The sequence below is a fragment of the Mesorhizobium sp. M0040 genome, assembly GCF_040323505.1.
Classification (GTDB): domain Bacteria; phylum Pseudomonadota; class Alphaproteobacteria; order Rhizobiales; family Rhizobiaceae; genus Mesorhizobium.
In genome coordinates this window covers 146,240-164,480 of sequence record NZ_JAMYVA010000005.1, presented here as the reverse complement: position 1 = coordinate 164,480, position 18,241 = coordinate 146,240, and the positions used below count along the sequence as shown (strand labels likewise).

Here is an 18,241-nt window from a genome sequence, read left to right as displayed (position 1 = left end):
CGATGGGCCAGCAACCCAGGTCAAATCAGGAAAACTTATGCTAATCCGATTCAGCGTCCCCGCACCGCGATTCAGAGTTCTGTGTTGGCGATTCACACGTGTCAGGAAACGATTCCGGACTCCTGACCAGCGTTACAGCCGCAAACGCCGTGCGCGTTCGGGCAGCTCGTAAGCCTGCCTGCACGTCATGACGCGTTGCAGGCAACGCATCTCGCATCGAGAAAATTTACGCTAATCCGATTCACGCGGAGGGAATTGCGATTCAGTTCCGCGGGCAATCGATTCCAACGTCGGAATCGCCGCCCGCCAAACGGCGTTTGTCGCATGCATGGACCGGCGCCAGACTCTCGAGGTGGAAACCTTGGAGAAAGAAGATGGCACAGTCGCGGCGCGAGAAACTGGACAAGCAGCGGGAACGCCAGCGGCCGTTCGCGTCGCCCGCAAAGCCGAGAGAAAGCCTTCGCGTGACGACATCGCCCGCGCGCTTCTGCATTACGCGATCGTGCAGAACCTGAAGCTTGGACGCGGGCGGGAACTCGATCGGCTGCAGGCCTCCATCGTGGAGGAACTGGCTGCCCAGGGCTTTGACCGAAAAGCTGCAGACGCTGCCTTTGAGGACCTCGTCGACAAATACGGCTCCGGCTGGACCTTCCAGCGCAAGCGTCATCTGCGCGGTGACAGTAAAATCGACGAGGCTGGCGGCTGACCCGTGCCGTTGTCTCCCCAGGTCTTGGCAGCTTTGGCCGATCGACATGCTTTCACATCAAACGCCGTTTTCAACCGCTGTCCCGTGTTCTCCCCATTACTTTACCAAACGCCGTGTGCGACTAAATCGCCCGCAAGACGACTATTTAGGTCGCCGCCCGAACGTGCGCTTGGCTTGGGCGAGCTTATCGAAGTCAAGGCCATAGAAGGCGGAAAAATCCACGCCATCGACGAGATCTGCGCGGGCGATGCCGCGCGCGCGGATCTCGCTGATCGCCCTGAAGCCATAGAGGTCGTGCTCGTCATCAAGCCTATGGCCAGCCTGCAGCTTGCGGTCCCGCGAGTCCACCTTGTTGTCGCGCATCTGGTCGATGTTGCCGCCCCGCAGCGAGTGGAAGACTTCCTTCCGTGTCGTAGTGACGCCGGCCTTCTCGAAAAGGCGGTTCATGTAGGAACTGGCGCTCTTGCTCGGGTCCGCGAGCCGGATGAGTTGCGGGAACAGGAACGAGTCACCCTGGTTTTGAGCCCATTCGATGAAGCCGATCTTGCGGAGAAAATCATGCAGGACGAAGAATGTAGCGCTGGCGTCGGTCTTGATGGGAACGCGCTGCCAATGCCCCTCCCTGTTGAGCTGAATGCCTGATGTCTGGGCAACCCAGACGTCAGGATATTTCTCGCGGATGTCATTGCCCGTGAGGTGGACCAGCAATCCGAGACGGCGCCCGGTCAGGTGGCCGAGCAGCGGCAACATAGTCTCGTCCAGCAAGCCTCTCTCAACGCCCTTGCGGAAAATGCGGCTGATCTGGTCGGAGCTAAGCGGCTCCGCCGACTCGCGCGGGGCCGCGGTATCCGGGTAAAAAAGTATTACGCCCGAAAGCGGGTCCGGGTAGTCCAGCTCGGTGATCTTGGAACGGATGATCGTCTTGACGATGGTGACATAGCCATCCTCCAGCGCCGATCGTTTCAGGGGTTTGGCCGTAAGATCGGCATTTGCGGCCAGGATCTCGCGCGCCGTCTTGTCCTTCGGCCTGTCCTTCTCCTTCGCCGGCCAATGCGTCAGGAGATGGACATAGGCCTGAAGGTCGGCCCCCGTATAGGTGTCGACGGGATGGTCGCCGATCAGTTCGATGAAGACGCCCACTCGCATCCGCGCGGTGGCGATGTCCCTGTTCTTCTCGCCCGATCTCACGGCACGGCGTTCGAAATAGTCCTCGGCGACTTCGCTCAGCAGCGGCTTCGTCGATGGCTTGCGCTCGACATAACGGCGGTCAAGCTTGAAGGCCACGGTCTTCCTGACCGAGCTGTTCTCAACCCGCCGCGCTGGCTCCGGATGGACGACGGGAGCTGAGGAGCTTGACTGGGCATGCGCGGCGGGGTCGGTCGTCACGCGAACGGCAGGCAAGGCGTCAAGAGGCCCGGCACCTCTTTGCTTTGCCGTTTGTGGGAAGGTGGAAGCCGAACCCGTCTGGACCTCGCCCGCGATCTTGGCGACCGACTGCGCCCTTAGCATGTCAGCATTCTCGATGATGAGCGCATTGCCCTCGGCGCCCTTCGCCAGTTCCCTGCCGATGCTGACCAATCCCCGGAAGCCAGCGAACACGGCCTCCTGGTGCGGCGGCGTCGGAGGTGCGGGTTGCGAGACCATCGAAAGCATGGCCTTGAGGTAGCCCTTCACCTCTGCCGCGGTCAGTTCGGGGCTGTCATTGGCGAAGTCCGGAGCATCCTCGCCTTCCTTTTCGCCCGCGTTCTTGGTGCCCTCGTTTTCCAATCTGGCCGTCCTGATCTGGTCGAAGCGGTTCCTGGCGAGCGCCGCCAGCAGTTCAGCCTGGACGCGCGCCTGGCGCGCAGTCAGCGCGCCCAGCCCGAGCCGGACGAAGTGCGCGCCCCTTCCACCGAGGTCGCCGGGCAGTCTAATCTGGAATAGATAAACGGAACCTGACCGGACGAGGTAGCGGCCGGGCGAAGCGCTGCCGCTCGATCGCGGCGCATTTCCTTCCAACGATGCATCCAATGATACGTCGCGCGATACATTCAACGATACACGCACCTGACGAACTCCCATTCTCGGGAGCCGCAAGGAGACTTTTCAGAACGGGATCAGGCGCTTGCGAGGCATGTGGGTTCGAGTCCGAGACCCCTGGCGGAGAGGGAGGGATTCGAACCCCCGATGGGCTTGCACCCATGCCGCATTTCGAGTGCGGTGCATTCGACCACTCTGCCACCTCTCCGCGGTCATGGTCCGCCGTTGCCGGCGCGGCGCACTAGATAACGGCTGGACAGGCAGGTTACAAGGGCCAATCTGCCCCGGCGCCGCAGCTTCTGTCCGTGCTTCCTTCGAGGCTCCGGTAGCCGCTGCTCGATATTTGCAAGGACTGGGCTCAACCCGTTTGCAGCTTGCCCGCGGCGCTTGCCTTGACTCAAGCCGAACCTTCGGTTAGGGACAGCGCGCAATCGGCGTGGAGGGATCTTCCGCGCCGCTTGTTTTTTGAACCCGCAGACTGACAAAAAGACGGCCGAACCGCCTGTGGCGGTTCATCAAGGCCGACCGAACAGCGAAAGGCAAAAAATGTTCGCAGTCATCAAAACGGGCGGCAAGCAGTATCGCGTTGCCGCCAACGATCTTCTGAAGATCGAAAAGCTCGAAGCCAATGTCGGCGACATCGTCGAGATCGGTAGCGTGCTCGCGCATGGCGAAGGCGAGAACGTCACGTTCGGCGCGCCGTTCGTCGATGGTGCGATGGTCACCGCCGAAGTCGTCGAGCAAGGCAAGAACCGTACCGTCATCGCCTTCAAGAAGCGCCGTCGGCAGAATTCGCGCCGCAAGATCGGCCATCGCCAGCTTTTGACCACCGTCAGGATTGCCGAGATCCTGCTGGGTGGCGCCAAGCCGGCGAAGAAGGCCGCCGCCAAGACCGAAGCGAAGGCCGAGGTCGCCGCCAAGACCGAGGCGAAGGCTGAAGCCGCGCCGAAGGCCGAAGCGAAGGCAGAGGCTGCGCCGAAGAAGGAAGCCAAAGCCGAGACGACCGAGGACAAGGCTGCCGAAGCCGCCGCGCCGTTGTTCAAGGCGCCGAAGGGCGAGCCGGACGACCTGACCGTGATCAAGGGCATCGGCCCGGTCGCCGCCGGCCAGCTCAACGAACAGGGCATCACCACCTTTGCCCAGATCGCCAAGCTGTCCGACAAGGACGTCGCCAAGATCGACGAGCACATGCCGTTCAGCGCCGACCAGATCAAGGACTGGCGCGAGCAGGCCAAGGAATTGGCGAAGAAGTAGAACGAACCGGCGCAATCGTCGCCGGATCGGACTTGAAACGGAACGCGAACGCGTTCATAAGATCGTTTAGGCGCCTCGCGGCGCATCGGAGTAGTTAGATGGCACACAAGAAAGCTGGCGGATCGTCGCGCAATGGTCGCGACTCCCATTCCAAGCGGCTCGGCGTGAAGAAGTTCGGCGGCGAAGCCGTGATTCCGGGCAACATCATCATTCGTCAGCGTGGCACGACGTGGCATCCCGGCACCAATGTCGGCATTGGCACGGACCACACGCTGTTTGCGCTCGAAGCTGGCGCAGTCACCTTCAACAAAAAAGCCAATGGCCGAACCTACGTATCGGTGAACCCGATGACGAAGGCAGCGGAGTAGCCGGTTCCGCAAGAGAACACCGGCACCCATCTCGGGACCGGTGTCTGGCCAAGCCAGGAAATGGATCAGGGGAGATGGGTTTCCATCTCCCTTTTTTCTTGCCTGGAGGACTGACATGGTTGCCGAAGCGGAAGCGACAGACGACGAAAGTTACGCGATAGATTGCCCGGTCCTGATCACCGAGCGGCTGGTCATGCGGCCCCCGCGTGAGAGCGACATCGAGCAATTGGTGGCGCTCGCGGATAACCGCCATGTCGCGGAAATGCTGGCCCGCATGCCGCATCCCTATGGCGAGGCCGAGGCACGCGCTTTCCTGGCCATGACGGCATCGCGCCGGGCCGGAATCGCCTATGCGTTGACGCTGGCCGGCACCGAGACCTTCGTCGGCTGTGCCGGGCTCAACACTACGGATCGTGGGCTGGAGCTCGGCTACTGGATCGGCGAGCCGTACTGGAAACGCGGCTACGCGACGGAAGCAGCGCACGCACTGGTCGATCTTGCCTTCCAGAGAACCACGATCCAGGTGCTGCACGCCTCGACCCGGGTTATCAATCCGGCCTCGCGCCGGGTCATCCACAAATGCGGCTTCCAGTATGCCGGCCAGGGCATGCTGAACTCGATCGTTGCCGGTCAGGCGCCGGTCGAGCGCTACCGCCTCGATCGCAAGACCTGGACCAGCCTGCGGAACTGGGTGCATTTTTGATGGATGCGGCTCACGTCATCTCGAGCCAGACCGGCAAGTGGTCCGAACCGGCCGCTTGCCGGTCGACCCACAGGCGCCTCAGCGATTTGGCAAGCGAGGCGCTGGTGAAGATGTAGTCGATGCGCTTGTAGCGGCTGGTATCGCCCGGCCGCTTGGGGTCGACCCAGGTGACGAGATCGGCGCCGGCAGCGCCGAGGCGGGTGGCAGCATCGATGGCGAGGTCGGCGGTCACCGGCATGCCGAATTCATGGTCAGCCTGGCCGGCGAGTTCGACATGTTCCGGCGATCCGGCCAGCATGTTGAAGTCGCCCATGACGACGAAGGCTTCGGGACAAGGCAGGTCCGGCAAGCCGATCTCGGCGACGCCGGAGAGCCCGCCTCCCTCGAGCGGGTATTTCAACAGACGCTGGCGCAGAAAGCGGATCTGGCTCAGCCGTTCAACCGGGCTGCGGTGGTCGAGATGGGTGGAATAGAAGCGGATCGGACCAAGCGGCGTTTCGATCAGCGCTTCCAGCGCGCCGCGCTGGAAGTTCATCGCCTCGACACTGCGGCTGCGCGGCAAAAGGAGATTGCGCGACAGATGGATCGGCGTCCTCGACAGCACCATGTTGCCGAGCTGGAAGGTGGTCGTGATGGCGCGGCCGTTCTCCAGGCGCGAGCCGGCGTCGGCCTCGAAATTGCTGCCGTAGACGGCAAAATAGTCGGGCAGCGCCTCGCCGAGGTCGGCCACCATGTCGCGGCCGCCATTCTTCGGGTTGGCGCGGGTGACCTCCTGTAGCGCGATCACGTCGGCGCCGCGCACGGCATCGGCGATACGGCCGATATCATAGCGGGCGTCGAGGCCGACGCCGTAGTGGATATTGTAAGTTACCAGCTTCATTCCGACATCTCGCGCTTGGAAAGCCGAGGATCGATTTTCGGCAAGGGTCAACCAAATGGTACGCGTCCAGAGCTACGCGCGACGTTACAGTAGCAAAAACGGCCCTCGCCCTTCGACCCGCCTTGGTTTAGAGCAATCCCGCAAAGCCAATAGCAGAAACCATACAATCCGATGAAATTTCTCGATCAAGCCAAGGTCTACATCCGCTCCGGCGACGGCGGCGCCGGTTCGGTGTCGTTCCGGCGCGAAAAGTTCATCGAGTTCGGCGGCCCGGACGGCGGCGACGGCGGTCGCGGCGGCGATGTCTGGGTCGAGGCGGTCGATGGGCTGAATACGCTGATCGACTATCGCTACCAGCAGCATTTCAAGGCCAAGACCGGGACGCACGGCATGGGCCGCAACATGACCGGCGCCAAGGGTGCCGACGTGACGCTGAAAGTGCCGGCCGGAACACAGGTCTTTGCCGAAGACAATGAGACGCTGATCTGCGATCTGACGGTCGTCGGCCAGCGCTTTCTGTTGGCCAAGGGCGGCAATGGCGGCTTCGGCAACCAGCATTTCAAGACCTCGACCAACCAGGCGCCGCGCCGCGCCAACCCCGGACTGCCGGGTGAAGAGCTCAACATCTGGCTCAGGCTGAAGCTGATCGCCGATGCCGGCCTTGTCGGGCTGCCCAACGCCGGCAAGTCGACCTTCCTGGCGGCGGTCACCGCGGCCAAGCCGAAGATCGCCGACTATCCCTTCACCACGCTGCATCCGGGCCTTGGCGTGGCCCGCATCGACGGTCGCGAATTCGTCATTGCCGATATCCCCGGCCTGATCGAAGGCGCGCATGAAGGTGTCGGCATCGGCGACCGCTTCCTTGGCCATGTCGAGCGCACGCGTGTTCTTCTGCATCTTGTCTCGGCGCAGGAAGAAAATCCGGCCAATGCCTACAAGACCGTGCGTGCCGAGCTCGAAGCCTACGGCAATGGGCTGACCGACAAGGTCGAAATCGTCGCGCTTGCCCAGGTCGACATACTCGATGCCGACGCACGCAAGAAGAAGGCCGCCTCGCTGAAACGCGCGGCCGGCCGCGCGCCGATGCTGCTTTCGGCAGTCACCGGCGAAGGCGTCGAAGCGGTGTTGCGCGCGCTGATCGCTGTGGTGGCCGATGCACGCGAGGCTGTCGCTGCGCCGGTCGAGACGCGCTGGAACACATAGCCATGGCCGCGCAATCGCTGAAAAATTATCGGCGCATTGCCGTCAAGATCGGCTCGGCGCTGCTTGTCGACCGCACGACGGGCCTGAAGCGCGACTGGCTGGCCTCGCTTGCGGACGACATCGCCGTGCTGGCCAATGGCGGCGCCGAAATTCTCGTCGTGTCTTCGGGCGCGATTGCACTTGGCCGCACCATTCTCGGCCTCGGCAAGCGGGCGCTGAAGCTCGAGGAGAGTCAGGCGGCGGCCGCCGTCGGGCAAATCGCGCTGGCCGGCGCCTGGTCGGATGCGCTCGGCAAGAATGGCTTGAAATCGGGCCAGATCCTGCTGACGCTCGGCGACACCGAAGAGCGCCGCCGCTATCTCAACGCGCGGGCGACGATTTCGACACTGCTCAAGATGAAGGCGGTGCCGGTCATCAACGAGAACGATACGGTGGCCACCTCCGAAATCCGCTATGGCGACAACGACCGGCTGGCGGCGCGCGTCGCCACCATGATGGGCGCCGACCTTTTGGTGCTGCTCTCCGACGTTGACGGGCTCTACACGGCACCGCCGGCGCGTGACCCGCAAGCTCGATTCATTCAGGTCGTCGACCGCATCACCCCCGACATCGAGGCGATGGCGGGTGCCGCTGCTTCGGAATTGTCGCGCGGCGGCATGCGCACCAAGCTCGACGCCGGCAAGATCGCGACCGCCGCCGGCACCGCCATGATCATCACATCGGGCACGCGGCTGTCGCCGCTGCTGGCAATCGAGCGCGGCGAGCGTGCCACCTTCTTCCGGCCGAGCGCCAATCCGGTCAAGGGCTACAAGACCTGGATCGCCGGGCAGCTCGAACCGGCCGGCCGGCTGACCGTCGATGCCGGCGCCATCGGCGCGCTGCTCTCCGGCAAGTCGCTGCTGCCGGCCGGGGTCAAACTGGTCAGCGGCAATTTTGCGCGTGGCGACACGGTGGCGATCCTGTCGCCCGAGGGCCGCGAGATCGCGCGCGGGCTGGTTGCCTATGATGCCGCCGATGCCGTAAGGATCGCTGGCCTGAAGACGGCCGAGATCGAAACCGTGCTCGGCTACGAGGCGCGTTCGGCGATGATCCACCGCGACGATCTTGTGGTGAGCCATGCCGGTGGCGAGCAAGTAGTCGGTGACCAGGTTACATAGCGGAGGATGAGCCATGCTGACGCTGCATGAAAAATCCCGGGATGATACCGTGGCGCTGATGGCCGATATCGGCCGCCGCGCGCGTGCCGCGGCCCGCCCGCTGGCCATAGCTGCGGCCGAGCGCAAGCACGCGGCGCTGATCGGCATGGCTCAGGCGATCCTTCGGCATGAGCAGGACATCCTCGACGCCAATGCCATCGACATCAGAAATGGCAGGGAGGCTGGCCTATCGGCAGCGTCGATGGATCGGCTGAAGCTCGATCCCGCCCGCATCCGCGCCATGGCAGACGGTATCAGCGAGATCGCCGGGTTACGCGATCCGGTCGGCGATGTCATTGCCGCATGGGACCGGCCGAACGGGTTGCATATCGAACGGGTGCGCACGCCGCTCGGCGTCGTCGGCGTCATCTATGAGAGCCGGCCTAACGTGACCGCCGATGCCGGCGCGCTCTGCCTCAAGGCGGGCAATCCGGTGATCCTGCGCGGCGGCTCGGATTCGGCGAATTCTTCCGCCGCTATCCATGCCTGCCTGGTCGAGGGGCTGAAGGCAGCCGGGCTGCCGGAGGATGCCATACAATTGGTGCCGACCACCGATCGCGCCGCCGTCGGCGAAATGCTGAAAGGACTTTCCGGCAATCTCGAGGTCATCATTCCGCGCGGCGGCCGCAGCCTGGTCGAGCGTGTGCAGAACGAGGCACGGGTGCCGGTCTTCGCGCATCTCGAGGGCATCTGCCATCTCTATATCGACCGATCGGCCGATCTCGACATGGCGGTCAAGATCGCGGTCAATGCCAAGATGCGGCGCACCGGGGTGTGCGGTGCTGCCGAGACGCTGCTGGTCGACCGTGCCGCCGCCGGCACGCACCTGGTGCCGATCCTCGAGGCCCTGCGGGCGGCGGGCTGCGAGATCCATGCCGATGCCGAGGCGCTGAGGCTTTATGCCGATGCCCAGCCCGCGACCGATGCAGACTGGGTGACCGAGTATCTCGATGCCATCATTGCGGTGAAGCTGGTCGACGGCATTGGCGGCGCCATCGAGCATATCGAGACGTTTTCCTCGCATCACACCGAGGCGATCATCGCCGAGGACGCCTCAGCGGTTGACCGGTTCTTCAACGAGGTCGATTCGGCGATTCTTCTGCACAACGCCTCGACCCAGTTTGCCGATGGCGGCGAGTTCGGCATGGGCGCCGAGATCGGCATCGCCACCGGCAAGATGCATGCACGCGGGCCGGTCGGCGTCGAGCAACTGACCTCGTTCAAATATCGCGTGCGCGGGTCGGGACAGGTGAGGCCTTGAATCCGTCCACAGTCCGAGCCTGAGAGGCGTGCGCCCAGCCACCCCCCTCTGTCCTGCCGGACATCTCCCCCTCAAGGGGGGAGATCGGATGTCGCATAGACTTCCGCCAATCTTCGATGTCGCACTAAGGGCGCCAGGGATGAAGCTGACAATCTCCCCCCTTGAGGGGGAGATGCCCGGCGCGGCAGAGGGGGGTGCCTGACGCATGCTTGCCTTGTCCGAACATGCCATATCCTCCCGCTATCTCAAGATGCCGCATGCCGGGAAAGGCGTGGCGGTCGGGCTGTTCGGCGGTTCGTTCAACCCGCCGCATGCCGGCCATGCGCTGGTCGCCGAGATCGCACTCAGACGCCTTGCGCTCGATCAGCTGTGGTGGATGGTGACGCCCGGCAATCCGCTCAAGAATGCCGGAGACCTGGCGCCGCTGGCCGAGCGGCTGCAGCTATCCGAAAAGATCGCGAAGAATCCGAAGATCAAGGTCACCGCATTCGAGGCGGCCCACCGCGTCCGCTTCACCGCCGACACGCTGGCGCTGGTCAAGGCGCGTAACCCGGGCGTCGATTTTGTCTGGATCATGGGCGCCGACTCGCTTCGCGACTTCCACCGCTGGCAGCGCTGGCGCCGCATCGTGATGACGTTTCCGATCGCGGTGGTCGACCGGCCGGGTGCGACGCTGTCGTTCCTGTCGTCGGTGGTCGCCAAGACCTTCGACTATGCCCGCGTCGACGAGGGCGATGCGCCGCGGCTCGCCCGCATGGACGCGCCGGCCTGGACTTTCATCCACGGCCCGCGTTCGTCGCTGTCGTCGAGCGCGATCCGCAAGGTGGCAAAGGGATAGGAGTCTCCTTCTCCCCTTGTGGGAGAAGGTGGCCGAGCGAAGCTCGGTCGGATGAGGGGTGCTGGAATGATCGCTATCTTGAAGAACTAAGCACTTAAAATCCCTCGGTCTTTTTACGCTGCATTTCTTCCAGCACCCCTCATCCGTCTCGGCGCTGCGCGCCGATCCACCTTCTCCCACAAGGGGAGAAGGCAAGTCCGGTGATGTCGCTTTTGCCGCTGCCTTGATCTGCTTGATGGGCGATCCTCGGTCATGACGATTCTCGAGCGCGACCAGGACAAGAACGGTCTAGGGCAGCCGGCGCCGTCGATCGCCATTGCCAGCATCCTTTTGTCGATGGCGCTGATCGCCGTCGGCAATGGGCTGATGTTCGCCTATATTCCAGTCCGGCTCGGCGCCGAGGGCTTCGATCCGACATGGGCGGGGCTGATCGTCACCGGCCTTTCGGCTGGCGGCCTCGCCGGCTGCATCCTGACCGGGCCGCTGGTGCGGCGTGTCGGCCATGCCCGCGTGTTCATGGTGCTGTCGGCGCTGATCGTGCTGTCCAACGCCGCGGTCGGCGCCGGGCCGCACCCATTGCCATGGATCGCTGCACGGGCGCTCTACGGCTTTGCCATATGCGGCCTGTTCATTGTCGCGCAGAGCTGGCTGAACGATGTCGTCGCCAACGCCATCCGCGGCCGGGTCATGGCTATCTTCTACGTTGCCTATGTCGCCGGACTCGGCGTCGGCTACTCGACGCTGGCGTTGATCGATATCCGCGCGGCCGACGCGCCGCTGATCGGCATTGCCTTCACCGCGCTGTCGATCCTTCCCGTCGGGCTGACGCGGCTCGCGCAGCCACCGGCGCCGCAAGCGGCGTCCGTGGCGCTTGGCCGCGCCTGGCGGATCTCCCCGGTCGGAGTTGCCGGCATGCTTGCCGTCGGCGGCCTGTCGATGACGATCTCGGGTTTTGCGCCGATCCATGCCACGGCCAAGGGCTACAGCCAGGCCGACGTCGCCTTGCTGCTTTCGGCAATGCCGGTCGGCACGCTGATCCTGCAGATTCCGCTCGGCTGGATTTCCGACCGCACCGACCGGCGCTTTGTGCTGATCGCTGCGTCGGCGCTTGCCGCCGCGGCGGGCCTGTTTGCCCTCGGTTTCGACGGCGGCGCGCTGGCGGCGCTGCTTGTCATCTATGTGGTCTGGGACGGCGCCTCGGAATCGATCTACTCGCTGGCCAGCGCCCATGCCGGCGACCGCGCCGGCAAGGACGACATGGTGGCGCTGTCGAGCTCGCTTTTGTTTGCCTGGTCGCTGTCCGGCTTCGTCGTACCCGGCATTGTGACCGGACTTTCCGCCGTCTACGGCACGCAGGCCTTCATCTATGTGGCAATCGTCATTGCCACCGCCTACTGCCTGTTCGTTCTCTGGCGCGTCGTCATGGTGCGGCCGGTGCCCGCCACCGAGACCGGCAGTTTCGCGCCGATGACGGCGCAGGCGCCGTTGCCTGTCGATCTCGCCTTCGCGCCCGAAGATCAGCGCGGGCGCAGAGAGCTTTGAGGGCCATCTGCCGGCCGGCTTAAAATGCTCTATTGCCGCGTGGCAGAGGCATCCGGCTGCGGCGCTTTCGGCGCCGGCGCCGGGATTGAAAGGCCTTCGGCATCGAACGCCTGCTTGACCCGCTTGGTGAGGTCGATCTGCGCGGCGAAGAAATCGGCAGCCGCCGTCCAGTAGCGCAAGGTGATGGCGACGGTGCTGTCGCCGACAGTCGCGACAAAGGCGATCGGCGCCGGCTGCCGCCTGACGCGCCGGTCGGCGGCGGCGACACCGAGCATGGTCTTCTGCGCAAAATCGATGTCGTTCCAGGAGCCGATGCTGAGCGTGATGTCGCCGCGGCGCACACCGTTGCGGGTGAAGTTGCGGACCGGCTGGTTCCACAGGGTCGAGTTGGGTGCAAGCACGTAGACGCCTTCGACCGTCCTCAGCGTTGTGGCAAACAGCCCGATCTCCTCGACGGTGCCGGATATCGCGCCGACTTCGACATATTCGCCAATGCGGAACGGCCGCAGCGCCAGGAGCATGATGCCGGCGGCAATATTCTGCAGCGTGCCTTGCAGCGCCAGGCCGATGGCCAGGCCGGCGGCACCGATAGCGGCAATGATCGAAGCCGTCTGCACGCCGAACTGGCCGAGAACCATGATCACGACCAGTCCCAGGATGGCGTAGCGGACGACCTGCGAGAAGAAATGGCGGAGCGTTTCGTCGAAGCCGCTGATATGGCCGAGGCCGGCATAGATCGAACGCTCGGCGAGGCCGGCGACGATGTAGCCGATGACCAGCAGGATGACGGCGCCGACCGCCGAAAGCGAGTAGGAGACGATCAGCGTGCTGAGTTGCGCCAGGCCGGATTGCACGGTGAGGAGGGCGTTCTGGGGATCGATCGGCATGTCGAGATTCCGGTTCGTGGATGAGCCGATAACCGCTGCGGGACGAGGCGGTTCCGAATTTCTGGCCCGGAAAAGCCGCAAATTCGGCCGTTACCGGGCGTCTGCTTGTGAGCGGTGTCTTGAAACTGCAACCTAACTCTGCCTATCTAAGCAGTGTCACCTGATTTCAGAGGTGATTTGGTTGTTCTTGCTGCGAAAGGAAATACACTGAGAACAGCACTGCGGAAGAAGGCCGACATCGTGCCTTCGCCGGCCGGGATCAGCGTAAACGACGCCGTGTCCCGCGCCATCAAGACAGTCCTTGCCAGTCTGGAAGACTCCAAGGCCGAAAACATCGTCTCAATCGACATTCAGGGGAAATCGAGCCTCGGCGACTACATGGTCGTCGCATCGGGCCGATCGCACCGTCATGTCTCGGCTGTTGCCGATCATCTCCTCAAGGCGCTGAAGGATGCCGGGCTCGGCACGGCGCGCGTCGAGGGGTTGGCTGGCGCCGACTGGGTCCTGATCGATTCGGGCGACATCATCGTCCATGTCTTCCGCCCCGAGGTCCGCGACTTCTACAATCTCGAAAAGATGTGGCAGGCGCCTGATCTCGAGGAGGAGACCCTCCACTGAGCCGTACTCGTCTTGATGCATGTCGTTGTCCGACATGCATCAGCGGCTCTTCGAGGCAGGGATGAAGATTACGGTTCATGCCGTGGGCCGAATGAAAGCCGGCCCCGAGAAGCAGTTGGCCGACCGCTATTTCGAGCGTTTTGCCAGGAGCGGTCCTGCCGTAGGCCTCGAATTCGCCGGGATCGTCGAGATTGCCGAAGGTCGCGCGCAGACGGCCAATGAGCGCCGGCGCGAGGAAGGCCAGAAGCTGCAGACGCACTTGCAACCGGGCACGGCGCTGATGCTGCTGGATGAGCGCGGCAAGAACCTTTCCTCCGAGGATTTCGCCGGCCGCGTAGGTTCGCTGCGCGATGGCGGGCGCAAGGCGCTGGTGATCGCCATTGGCGGCGCCGACGGCCATGACCAGTCACTGCGCGACCTGGCTGATCTGACGGTGTCGCTCGGCGCGCTGACCTGGCCGCATCAGCTGGTCCGCGTGATGCTGGGCGAGCAGCTTTACCGGGCGGCCACGATCCTTTCCGGTCACCCCTACCATCGTTCATGAAGTCGGCTCCGTCGGCGAATTGATGCCAGCCGCCCGGATTTTTGCCCCAATGCTCATCGACAGTTTGGGCTCATGGGGTTTGTCGATGACGGCCGGGGCTCGAACATGGTTGATGGTTCGTTAACGAAGCCGCGCATAGAGTTAGGCTTCAATGTCTGAAGACTGGAAATCACGAACGAGCTCCTGGCGCGTGCGCTGCGGCATCGCCGTGGCGACGATCGCGCTTTCGCTCGGCGTCGCGCGGGCCGAGAACACGCTCGACCTGGCGCCCGACCCGGACCAGAGCCGCGCCGAATACGAAAAAGTATCGAAAGAGATCACGCTGTCGTCCGAGCGGCTGGCCAAGCTCGCCGCCGACATAGCGGCTGTCAAGAAGGACCACGCCTCGATCACCGCGGCGCTGATCCAGTCGGCGATGACCGAGCAGAAGCTCGGCCAGGACATCGAGGACATTGGCGGCAAGCTGGAAGGGCTGAAGGCGCAGGAGCAGAAGATCCGCGCCTCACTGGCCACCAGACGCGACGTTCTGGCCGAAGTGCTCGGCGCGCTGCAGCGCATGGGGCTCAATCCGCCGCCGGCGATCCTGGTCAAGCCGGAGGACGCATTGTCGTCGGTGCGCAGCGCCATCCTGCTCGGTGCCGTGGTGCCGGAACTGCGCCAGCAGACCGACATGTTGCTGGCCGACCTCAAGGAGCAGTCGCGGGTGACGGCCTCGATCGAGGCCGAGCGGGCGCGGCTGACGGCAGCTGTCGGCGAGCAGGCGGCGGAAAAAAAGCGGCTCGGCATGCTGCTCGAAGCCAAGCAGAAGCTCGCCGCCGATACGCAAACCGCGCTGGCCGCCGAAAAGCAGCGGTCCGCGACGCTGGCGGCCAAGGCCGGCAGCCTGAAAGAGCTGATCGCCTCGCTCGAGGCCGACAGAGCCCGCAAGGCGGCGGATGCGGCCAAGGCAGCCGAGCAAAAGACGGCCGACGCCGACAAGGGCCCGGCATCGGCTGCGGCGCCGACGGAATTGGCCTCGCTGCCGGTGCCGGAGAGCAACAGGCTCACCGCCGCCGCGCCGTTTTCCGCGCTTCAAGGGCAGATCGCGCTGCCGGTCACCGGCAGGATCAAGCGGCGCTTCGGCGCCAACGACGGTAACGGCGCGGTGATGCTCGGTGACATGGTTGCGACACAATCGGGAGCCATCGTCACAGCGCCGGCGGATGGAAATGTGCTTTATGCGGGGCCTTTCCGCTCTTACGGTCAACTCTTGATCCTGAATGCGGGTGACGGCTATCATGTCGTCCTGGCGGGGATGAGCAGAATCAGCGTCGCGTCTGGCCAGTCGGTGCTCGCAGGTGAGCCGGTCGGCGCGATGGGAGAGGCCCGGGTGGCGAGCACCTCGGCATCGAAGAATGGAAATGCCACGCCGGAGCTCTATGTCGAGTTCCGCAAGGATGGAAAACCCGTCGATCCGGCCCCATGGTGGGCGGACCGTTTTTCTGGAAGGACGTGAATGATGCGGAAACTGTCGCTTCTGTTTGCCGGTGCGCTGATGGGTGCATCGGCGATGAGCCTGGTCTATGGCGCGCCCGGCTCGACAGCGAAGGCTGCGGGCTCCGAGACCTATAAGCAACTGGCGATCTTCGGCGATATCTTCGAACGGGTAAGGGCGAATTATGTGACGCCGCCCGACGACAAGTCGCTGGTTGAAAATGCCATCAACGGCATGCTGTCGTCGCTCGACCCACACTCCTCCTACATGAATGCCGAAGAAGCGCAGGACATGCGCGTGCAGACCAAGGGCGAATTCGGCGGCCTCGGCATCGAGGTCACCATGGAGAACGACCTGGTCAAGGTGATCACGCCGATCGACGATACGCCGGCCGCCAAGGCAGGCGTGCTCGCCGGCGACTATATCGCCAAGATCGACGGCGAGGAGGTCCGCGGCCTGACCCTCAACGACGCCGTCGAGAAGATGCGCGGGCTGGTCAATACGCCGATCAAGCTCACCATCCTGCGCCAGGGCGCCGACAAGCCGATCGAACTGACCGTCGTGCGCGATATCATCAAGGTCAAGGCGGTCAAGTTCCGGGTCGAAAACGACATCGGCTACATGAAGATTACCTCCTTTACCGAAAAAACCTATGACGACCTCGAGAATGCCATCGACACCATCAAGAAGCAGGTGCCGAACGACAAGCTCAAGGGCTACGTGCTCGACCTGCGCCTCAATCCGGGCGGTTTGCTCGACCAGGCGGTGAGCGTGTCGGATGCCTTCCTCGACCGTGGCGAGATCGTCTCGACGCGCGGCCGCGACCCGAAGGACGTCACCCGCTTCGACGCGCGGGCCGGCGACGACATCGGCGGCAAGCCGCTGATCGTGCTCGTCAATGGCGGCTCGGCCAGTGCCTCGGAAATCGTCGCCGGCGCGCTGCAGGATCTGCGCCGCGCCACGGTGGTCGGCACGCAATCCTTCGGCAAGGGTTCGGTGCAGACCATCATCCCGCTTGGCGAGAACGGGGCGCTGCGGCTGACGACGGCGCTCTATTACACGCCGTCCGGCAAGTCGATCCAGGGCAAGGGCATCACGCCCGACATCAAGGTCGACCAGCCGCTGCCGGCGGAACTGCAGGGCAGGGACCTGACGCGCGGCGAATCGGACCTCAAGGGCCATATCAAGGGCGCCGACGAAAGCACGACCGGTTCGGGTTCGGCAGCCTATGTGCCGCCGGAACCGAAGGACGATTTGCAGCTCATCTATGCCGAGCAACTGCTGCGCGGCCAGAAGACGGATCCGGCGTTCCCGCCGAATCCGCAAAAGGCCGTGTTGAACCAGTAAGGGCGGGCAAGCCGGGCCAAACAGGTCTGGCTGCCTGAGCGAAGCGATGCGATGCTGCCGGGGCCGCGAGGCTCCGGCAGTTTGATTCGGGGGCCGCGGCCGGCATGCTGCGCGTCCAGTGAAGCAAGGGGACGCGCCGACATTTTGGATTTTGCGCCTCCGGAGAAGGTTTACTTCGGGGATGCACGCCGGGGGGTGCGGGCTTGGCTGATATCGGCAAGGACATAGAACGACCTCTTGGACAGGCGATTCGGCTGCCGCGCTCAGGCAGCGGGATCAGCGCCGGTGCGGTCGCGGCCGCGCTTGTCGTGCTGTCCGTGGTCGGCGTCTCCAGCGCCATCGCCTTGCGAGACAAGCCGTTCCGGAAGCTGCAAGAAGTAGCCGTTTCGACGCCGAAGACGCCGGCGGCGGATACCGCCGCCGCGCCCGTCAAGGCGACGCCCGAAATGGCTGCGCCAAGCAACGCAAGCGGGGCCAACATAAGCGGGCCGAAGACGGGCGGTCCGCAGATCATCCATGTCCAGACCGAGGGGGGCGACGCTCCACCCGAGGCGGCCATAGTCATTCGCGACCCTTCGACGATCGGCCAGAACCTCAGGATCGCGCATATTCCCGACAAGGCGCTGGTCGAGGCCAGCGAAACCGGTCCGTTGCCGATCCGCGCCGCCGACGGCAGGCGCCCGTTCGATGTCTATGCGCGGCCGTGGTCCGGGGCTCGCGGTGCACGCGTCGCGCTCGTCATCGGCGGGCTTGCCGTGTCGCAGACCGGCACGCAGGCAGCCATCGCCAAGCTGCCGGCGGAAGTGACGCTGGCCTTCGCGCCGCAAGGCAACAGCATCGGCCGCTGGATGCAGGTGGCGCGGCAGAGTGGCCATGAGGTCATCATGCAGGTACCGCTTGAGCCGTTCGACTATCCGAACGTCAATCCCGGCCGTAACACGCTGACCGTGGCTGCAACGCCGGACGAGAATTTGAAGAATTTACGCTGGGCGCTGTCGCGAACGACCAACTACACCGGCGTCATGAACTATATGGGCGCCCGCTTTTCGGCCGACGCGACGGCGATGGGGCCGTTGATGGCCGAGCTTGGCAAGCGTGGTCTGGCCTATGTCGACGACGGTTCGTCGGCGCGCAGCCTGGCGCCCGAACTGGCGCTGAAGGACGGCGTGCCGTTCGTCGGCGGCGATACGGCGATCGACGCGGTGCAGGACCGCGGCGCCATATTGAAGAAACTGGATGGGCTGGAAGCGACGGCACGGGCGAAAGGGTTTGCCGTCGGCATCGGCTCGGCTTTCGACCTGACGGTGGATACCGTGTCTTCCTGGGTGACCGAGGCCAAGAAGCGTGGCATCGAGATCGTGCCGGTTTCGGCGGTGGCAATAGATCCGGAAAAAGGCTGAG

At 64.1% G+C, this 18,241-nt stretch carries 17 protein-coding genes and 1 tRNA gene; 14 read left to right on the top strand and 4 right to left on the bottom strand.

Annotation, left to right across the window (positions count from 1 at the left end):
• Nucleotides 1–328 precede the first annotated feature (328 nt).
• Nucleotides 329–706 (top strand): hypothetical protein, encoded by a 378-nt coding sequence (locus NKJ91_RS06980; RefSeq protein ID WP_352454949.1) that lies wholly within the window; start codon nucleotides 329–331, stop codon nucleotides 704–706.
• Between the two features lie 141 nt (nucleotides 707–847).
• Here the strand turns inward: NKJ91_RS06980 and NKJ91_RS06975 are convergent, their stop codons facing one another.
• Together NKJ91_RS06975 and NKJ91_RS06970 are read right to left on the bottom strand one after the other, a co-directional pair.
• Nucleotides 848–2,704, bottom strand: a complete 1,857-nt coding sequence (locus tag NKJ91_RS06975) for a site-specific integrase (RefSeq protein ID WP_352454948.1) — start codon at nucleotides 2,702–2,704, stop codon at nucleotides 848–850.
• 139 nt (nucleotides 2,705–2,843) lie between these two features.
• Nucleotides 2,844–2,933: transfer RNA gene (locus tag NKJ91_RS06970), tRNA-Ser, on the bottom strand.
• 338 nt (nucleotides 2,934–3,271) lie between these two features.
• Between NKJ91_RS06970 and NKJ91_RS06965 the strand changes: the two genes are divergently transcribed.
• The 3 genes from NKJ91_RS06965 (at nucleotide 3,272) to NKJ91_RS06955 (ending at nucleotide 5,050) form a co-directional block, all read left to right on the top strand.
• Entirely contained in the window at nucleotides 3,272–3,979 is a 708-nt protein-coding gene (locus NKJ91_RS06965; protein ID WP_352454947.1) for a 50S ribosomal protein L21, read from the top strand.
• Between the two features lie 98 nt (nucleotides 3,980–4,077).
• Nucleotides 4,078–4,347, top strand: coding sequence for a 50S ribosomal protein L27 (rpmA, locus tag NKJ91_RS06960; RefSeq protein WP_023678077.1), 270 nt, complete (start codon nucleotides 4,078–4,080; stop codon nucleotides 4,345–4,347).
• Between the two features lie 115 nt (nucleotides 4,348–4,462).
• Nucleotides 4,463–5,050, top strand: coding sequence for a GNAT family N-acetyltransferase (locus NKJ91_RS06955; RefSeq protein WP_352454946.1), 588 nt, complete (start codon nucleotides 4,463–4,465; stop codon nucleotides 5,048–5,050).
• A 10-nt stretch (nucleotides 5,051–5,060) separates the two neighbouring features.
• Here NKJ91_RS06955 and NKJ91_RS06950 read toward each other — a convergent pair whose 3' ends face one another.
• A complete protein-coding gene (locus NKJ91_RS06950) occupies nucleotides 5,061–5,930 on the bottom strand; it encodes an endonuclease/exonuclease/phosphatase family protein (protein ID WP_352454945.1) in 870 nt (289 codons plus the stop codon).
• A gap of 171 nt (nucleotides 5,931–6,101) precedes the next feature.
• On the opposite strand from NKJ91_RS06950, the gene obgE reads away from it, so the two are divergent.
• The 5 genes from obgE to NKJ91_RS06925 all read left to right on the top strand — a co-directional run bounded on the left by obgE (nucleotide 6,102) and on the right by NKJ91_RS06925 (nucleotide 11,970).
• Nucleotides 6,102–7,133: a GTPase ObgE gene (obgE, locus tag NKJ91_RS06945; protein ID WP_352454944.1), complete on the top strand. Its 1,032-nt coding sequence runs from the start codon at nucleotides 6,102–6,104 to the stop codon at nucleotides 7,131–7,133.
• A gap of 2 nt (nucleotides 7,134–7,135) precedes the next feature.
• Complete coding sequence (gene proB, locus NKJ91_RS06940) at nucleotides 7,136–8,290, top strand: glutamate 5-kinase (RefSeq protein WP_352454943.1); 1,155 nt, start codon at nucleotides 7,136–7,138, stop codon at nucleotides 8,288–8,290.
• Between the two features lie 13 nt (nucleotides 8,291–8,303).
• Nucleotides 8,304–9,590: a glutamate-5-semialdehyde dehydrogenase gene (locus NKJ91_RS06935; protein WP_352454942.1), complete on the top strand. Its 1,287-nt coding sequence runs from the start codon at nucleotides 8,304–8,306 to the stop codon at nucleotides 9,588–9,590.
• 250 nt (nucleotides 9,591–9,840) lie between these two features.
• Nucleotides 9,841–10,428: a nicotinate-nucleotide adenylyltransferase gene (locus NKJ91_RS06930; RefSeq protein WP_292664887.1), complete on the top strand. Its 588-nt coding sequence runs from the start codon at nucleotides 9,841–9,843 to the stop codon at nucleotides 10,426–10,428.
• A gap of 252 nt (nucleotides 10,429–10,680) precedes the next feature.
• On the top strand, nucleotides 10,681–11,970 hold the full coding sequence (locus NKJ91_RS06925) for an MFS transporter (protein WP_352454941.1): 1,290 nt from the start codon (nucleotides 10,681–10,683) through the stop codon (nucleotides 11,968–11,970).
• A gap of 29 nt (nucleotides 11,971–11,999) precedes the next feature.
• On the opposite strand, the gene NKJ91_RS06920 is transcribed toward NKJ91_RS06925, so the two are convergent.
• Nucleotides 12,000–12,857: a mechanosensitive ion channel family protein gene (locus tag NKJ91_RS06920; RefSeq protein WP_352454940.1), complete on the bottom strand. Its 858-nt coding sequence runs from the start codon at nucleotides 12,855–12,857 to the stop codon at nucleotides 12,000–12,002.
• Between the two features lie 240 nt (nucleotides 12,858–13,097).
• Here NKJ91_RS06920 and rsfS point away from each other — a divergent pair, with 240 nt between their 5' ends.
• From rsfS to NKJ91_RS06895, 5 genes are all read left to right on the top strand, one after another.
• A complete protein-coding gene (gene rsfS / locus NKJ91_RS06915; RefSeq protein ID WP_023678068.1) occupies nucleotides 13,098–13,475 on the top strand; it encodes a ribosome silencing factor in 378 nt (125 codons plus the stop codon).
• A 61-nt stretch (nucleotides 13,476–13,536) separates the two neighbouring features.
• Complete coding sequence (rlmH, locus tag NKJ91_RS06910) at nucleotides 13,537–14,019, top strand: 23S rRNA (pseudouridine(1915)-N(3))-methyltransferase RlmH (protein WP_352454939.1); 483 nt, start codon at nucleotides 13,537–13,539, stop codon at nucleotides 14,017–14,019.
• A gap of 151 nt (nucleotides 14,020–14,170) precedes the next feature.
• Nucleotides 14,171–15,514, top strand: coding sequence for a murein hydrolase activator EnvC family protein (locus tag NKJ91_RS06905; protein ID WP_352454938.1), 1,344 nt, complete (start codon nucleotides 14,171–14,173; stop codon nucleotides 15,512–15,514).
• A complete protein-coding gene (locus NKJ91_RS06900; protein WP_023678065.1) occupies nucleotides 15,515–16,840 on the top strand; it encodes a S41 family peptidase in 1,326 nt (441 codons plus the stop codon). It abuts the gene before it with no gap.
• Nucleotides 16,841–17,043: 203 nt separating this feature from the next.
• The gene (locus NKJ91_RS06895) at nucleotides 17,044–18,240 is read left to right on the top strand and encodes a divergent polysaccharide deacetylase family protein (RefSeq protein WP_352454937.1); all 1,197 of its coding nucleotides are present in this window, start codon (nucleotides 17,044–17,046) and stop codon (nucleotides 18,238–18,240) included.
• The last annotated feature ends 1 nt before the right edge of the window (nucleotide 18,241 follow it).

Coding starts and splice junctions, on each gene's coding strand:
- NKJ91_RS06980 (WP_352454949.1), top strand. CDS start 329: ATGGACCGGCGCCAGACTCTCGAGGTGGAAACCTTGGAGAAAGAAGAT.
- NKJ91_RS06965 (WP_352454947.1), top strand. CDS start 3,272: ATGTTCGCAGTCATCAAAACGGGCGGCAAGCAGTATCGCGTTGCCGCC.
- rpmA (WP_023678077.1), top strand. CDS start 4,078: ATGGCACACAAGAAAGCTGGCGGATCGTCGCGCAATGGTCGCGACTCC.
- NKJ91_RS06955 (WP_352454946.1), top strand. CDS start 4,463: ATGGTTGCCGAAGCGGAAGCGACAGACGACGAAAGTTACGCGATAGAT.
- NKJ91_RS06950 (WP_352454945.1), bottom strand. CDS start 5,930: ATGAAGCTGGTAACTTACAATATCCACTACGGCGTCGGCCTCGACGCC.
- obgE (WP_352454944.1), top strand. CDS start 6,102: ATGAAATTTCTCGATCAAGCCAAGGTCTACATCCGCTCCGGCGACGGC.
- proB (WP_352454943.1), top strand. CDS start 7,136: ATGGCCGCGCAATCGCTGAAAAATTATCGGCGCATTGCCGTCAAGATC.
- NKJ91_RS06935 (WP_352454942.1), top strand. CDS start 8,304: ATGCTGACGCTGCATGAAAAATCCCGGGATGATACCGTGGCGCTGATG.
- NKJ91_RS06930 (WP_292664887.1), top strand. CDS start 9,841: ATGCCGCATGCCGGGAAAGGCGTGGCGGTCGGGCTGTTCGGCGGTTCG.
- NKJ91_RS06925 (WP_352454941.1), top strand. CDS start 10,681: ATGACGATTCTCGAGCGCGACCAGGACAAGAACGGTCTAGGGCAGCCG.
- NKJ91_RS06920 (WP_352454940.1), bottom strand. CDS start 12,857: ATGCCGATCGATCCCCAGAACGCCCTCCTCACCGTGCAATCCGGCCTG.
- rlmH (WP_352454939.1), top strand. CDS start 13,537: ATGAAGATTACGGTTCATGCCGTGGGCCGAATGAAAGCCGGCCCCGAG.
- NKJ91_RS06905 (WP_352454938.1), top strand. CDS start 14,171: ATGTCTGAAGACTGGAAATCACGAACGAGCTCCTGGCGCGTGCGCTGC.
- NKJ91_RS06900 (WP_023678065.1), top strand. CDS start 15,515: ATGATGCGGAAACTGTCGCTTCTGTTTGCCGGTGCGCTGATGGGTGCA.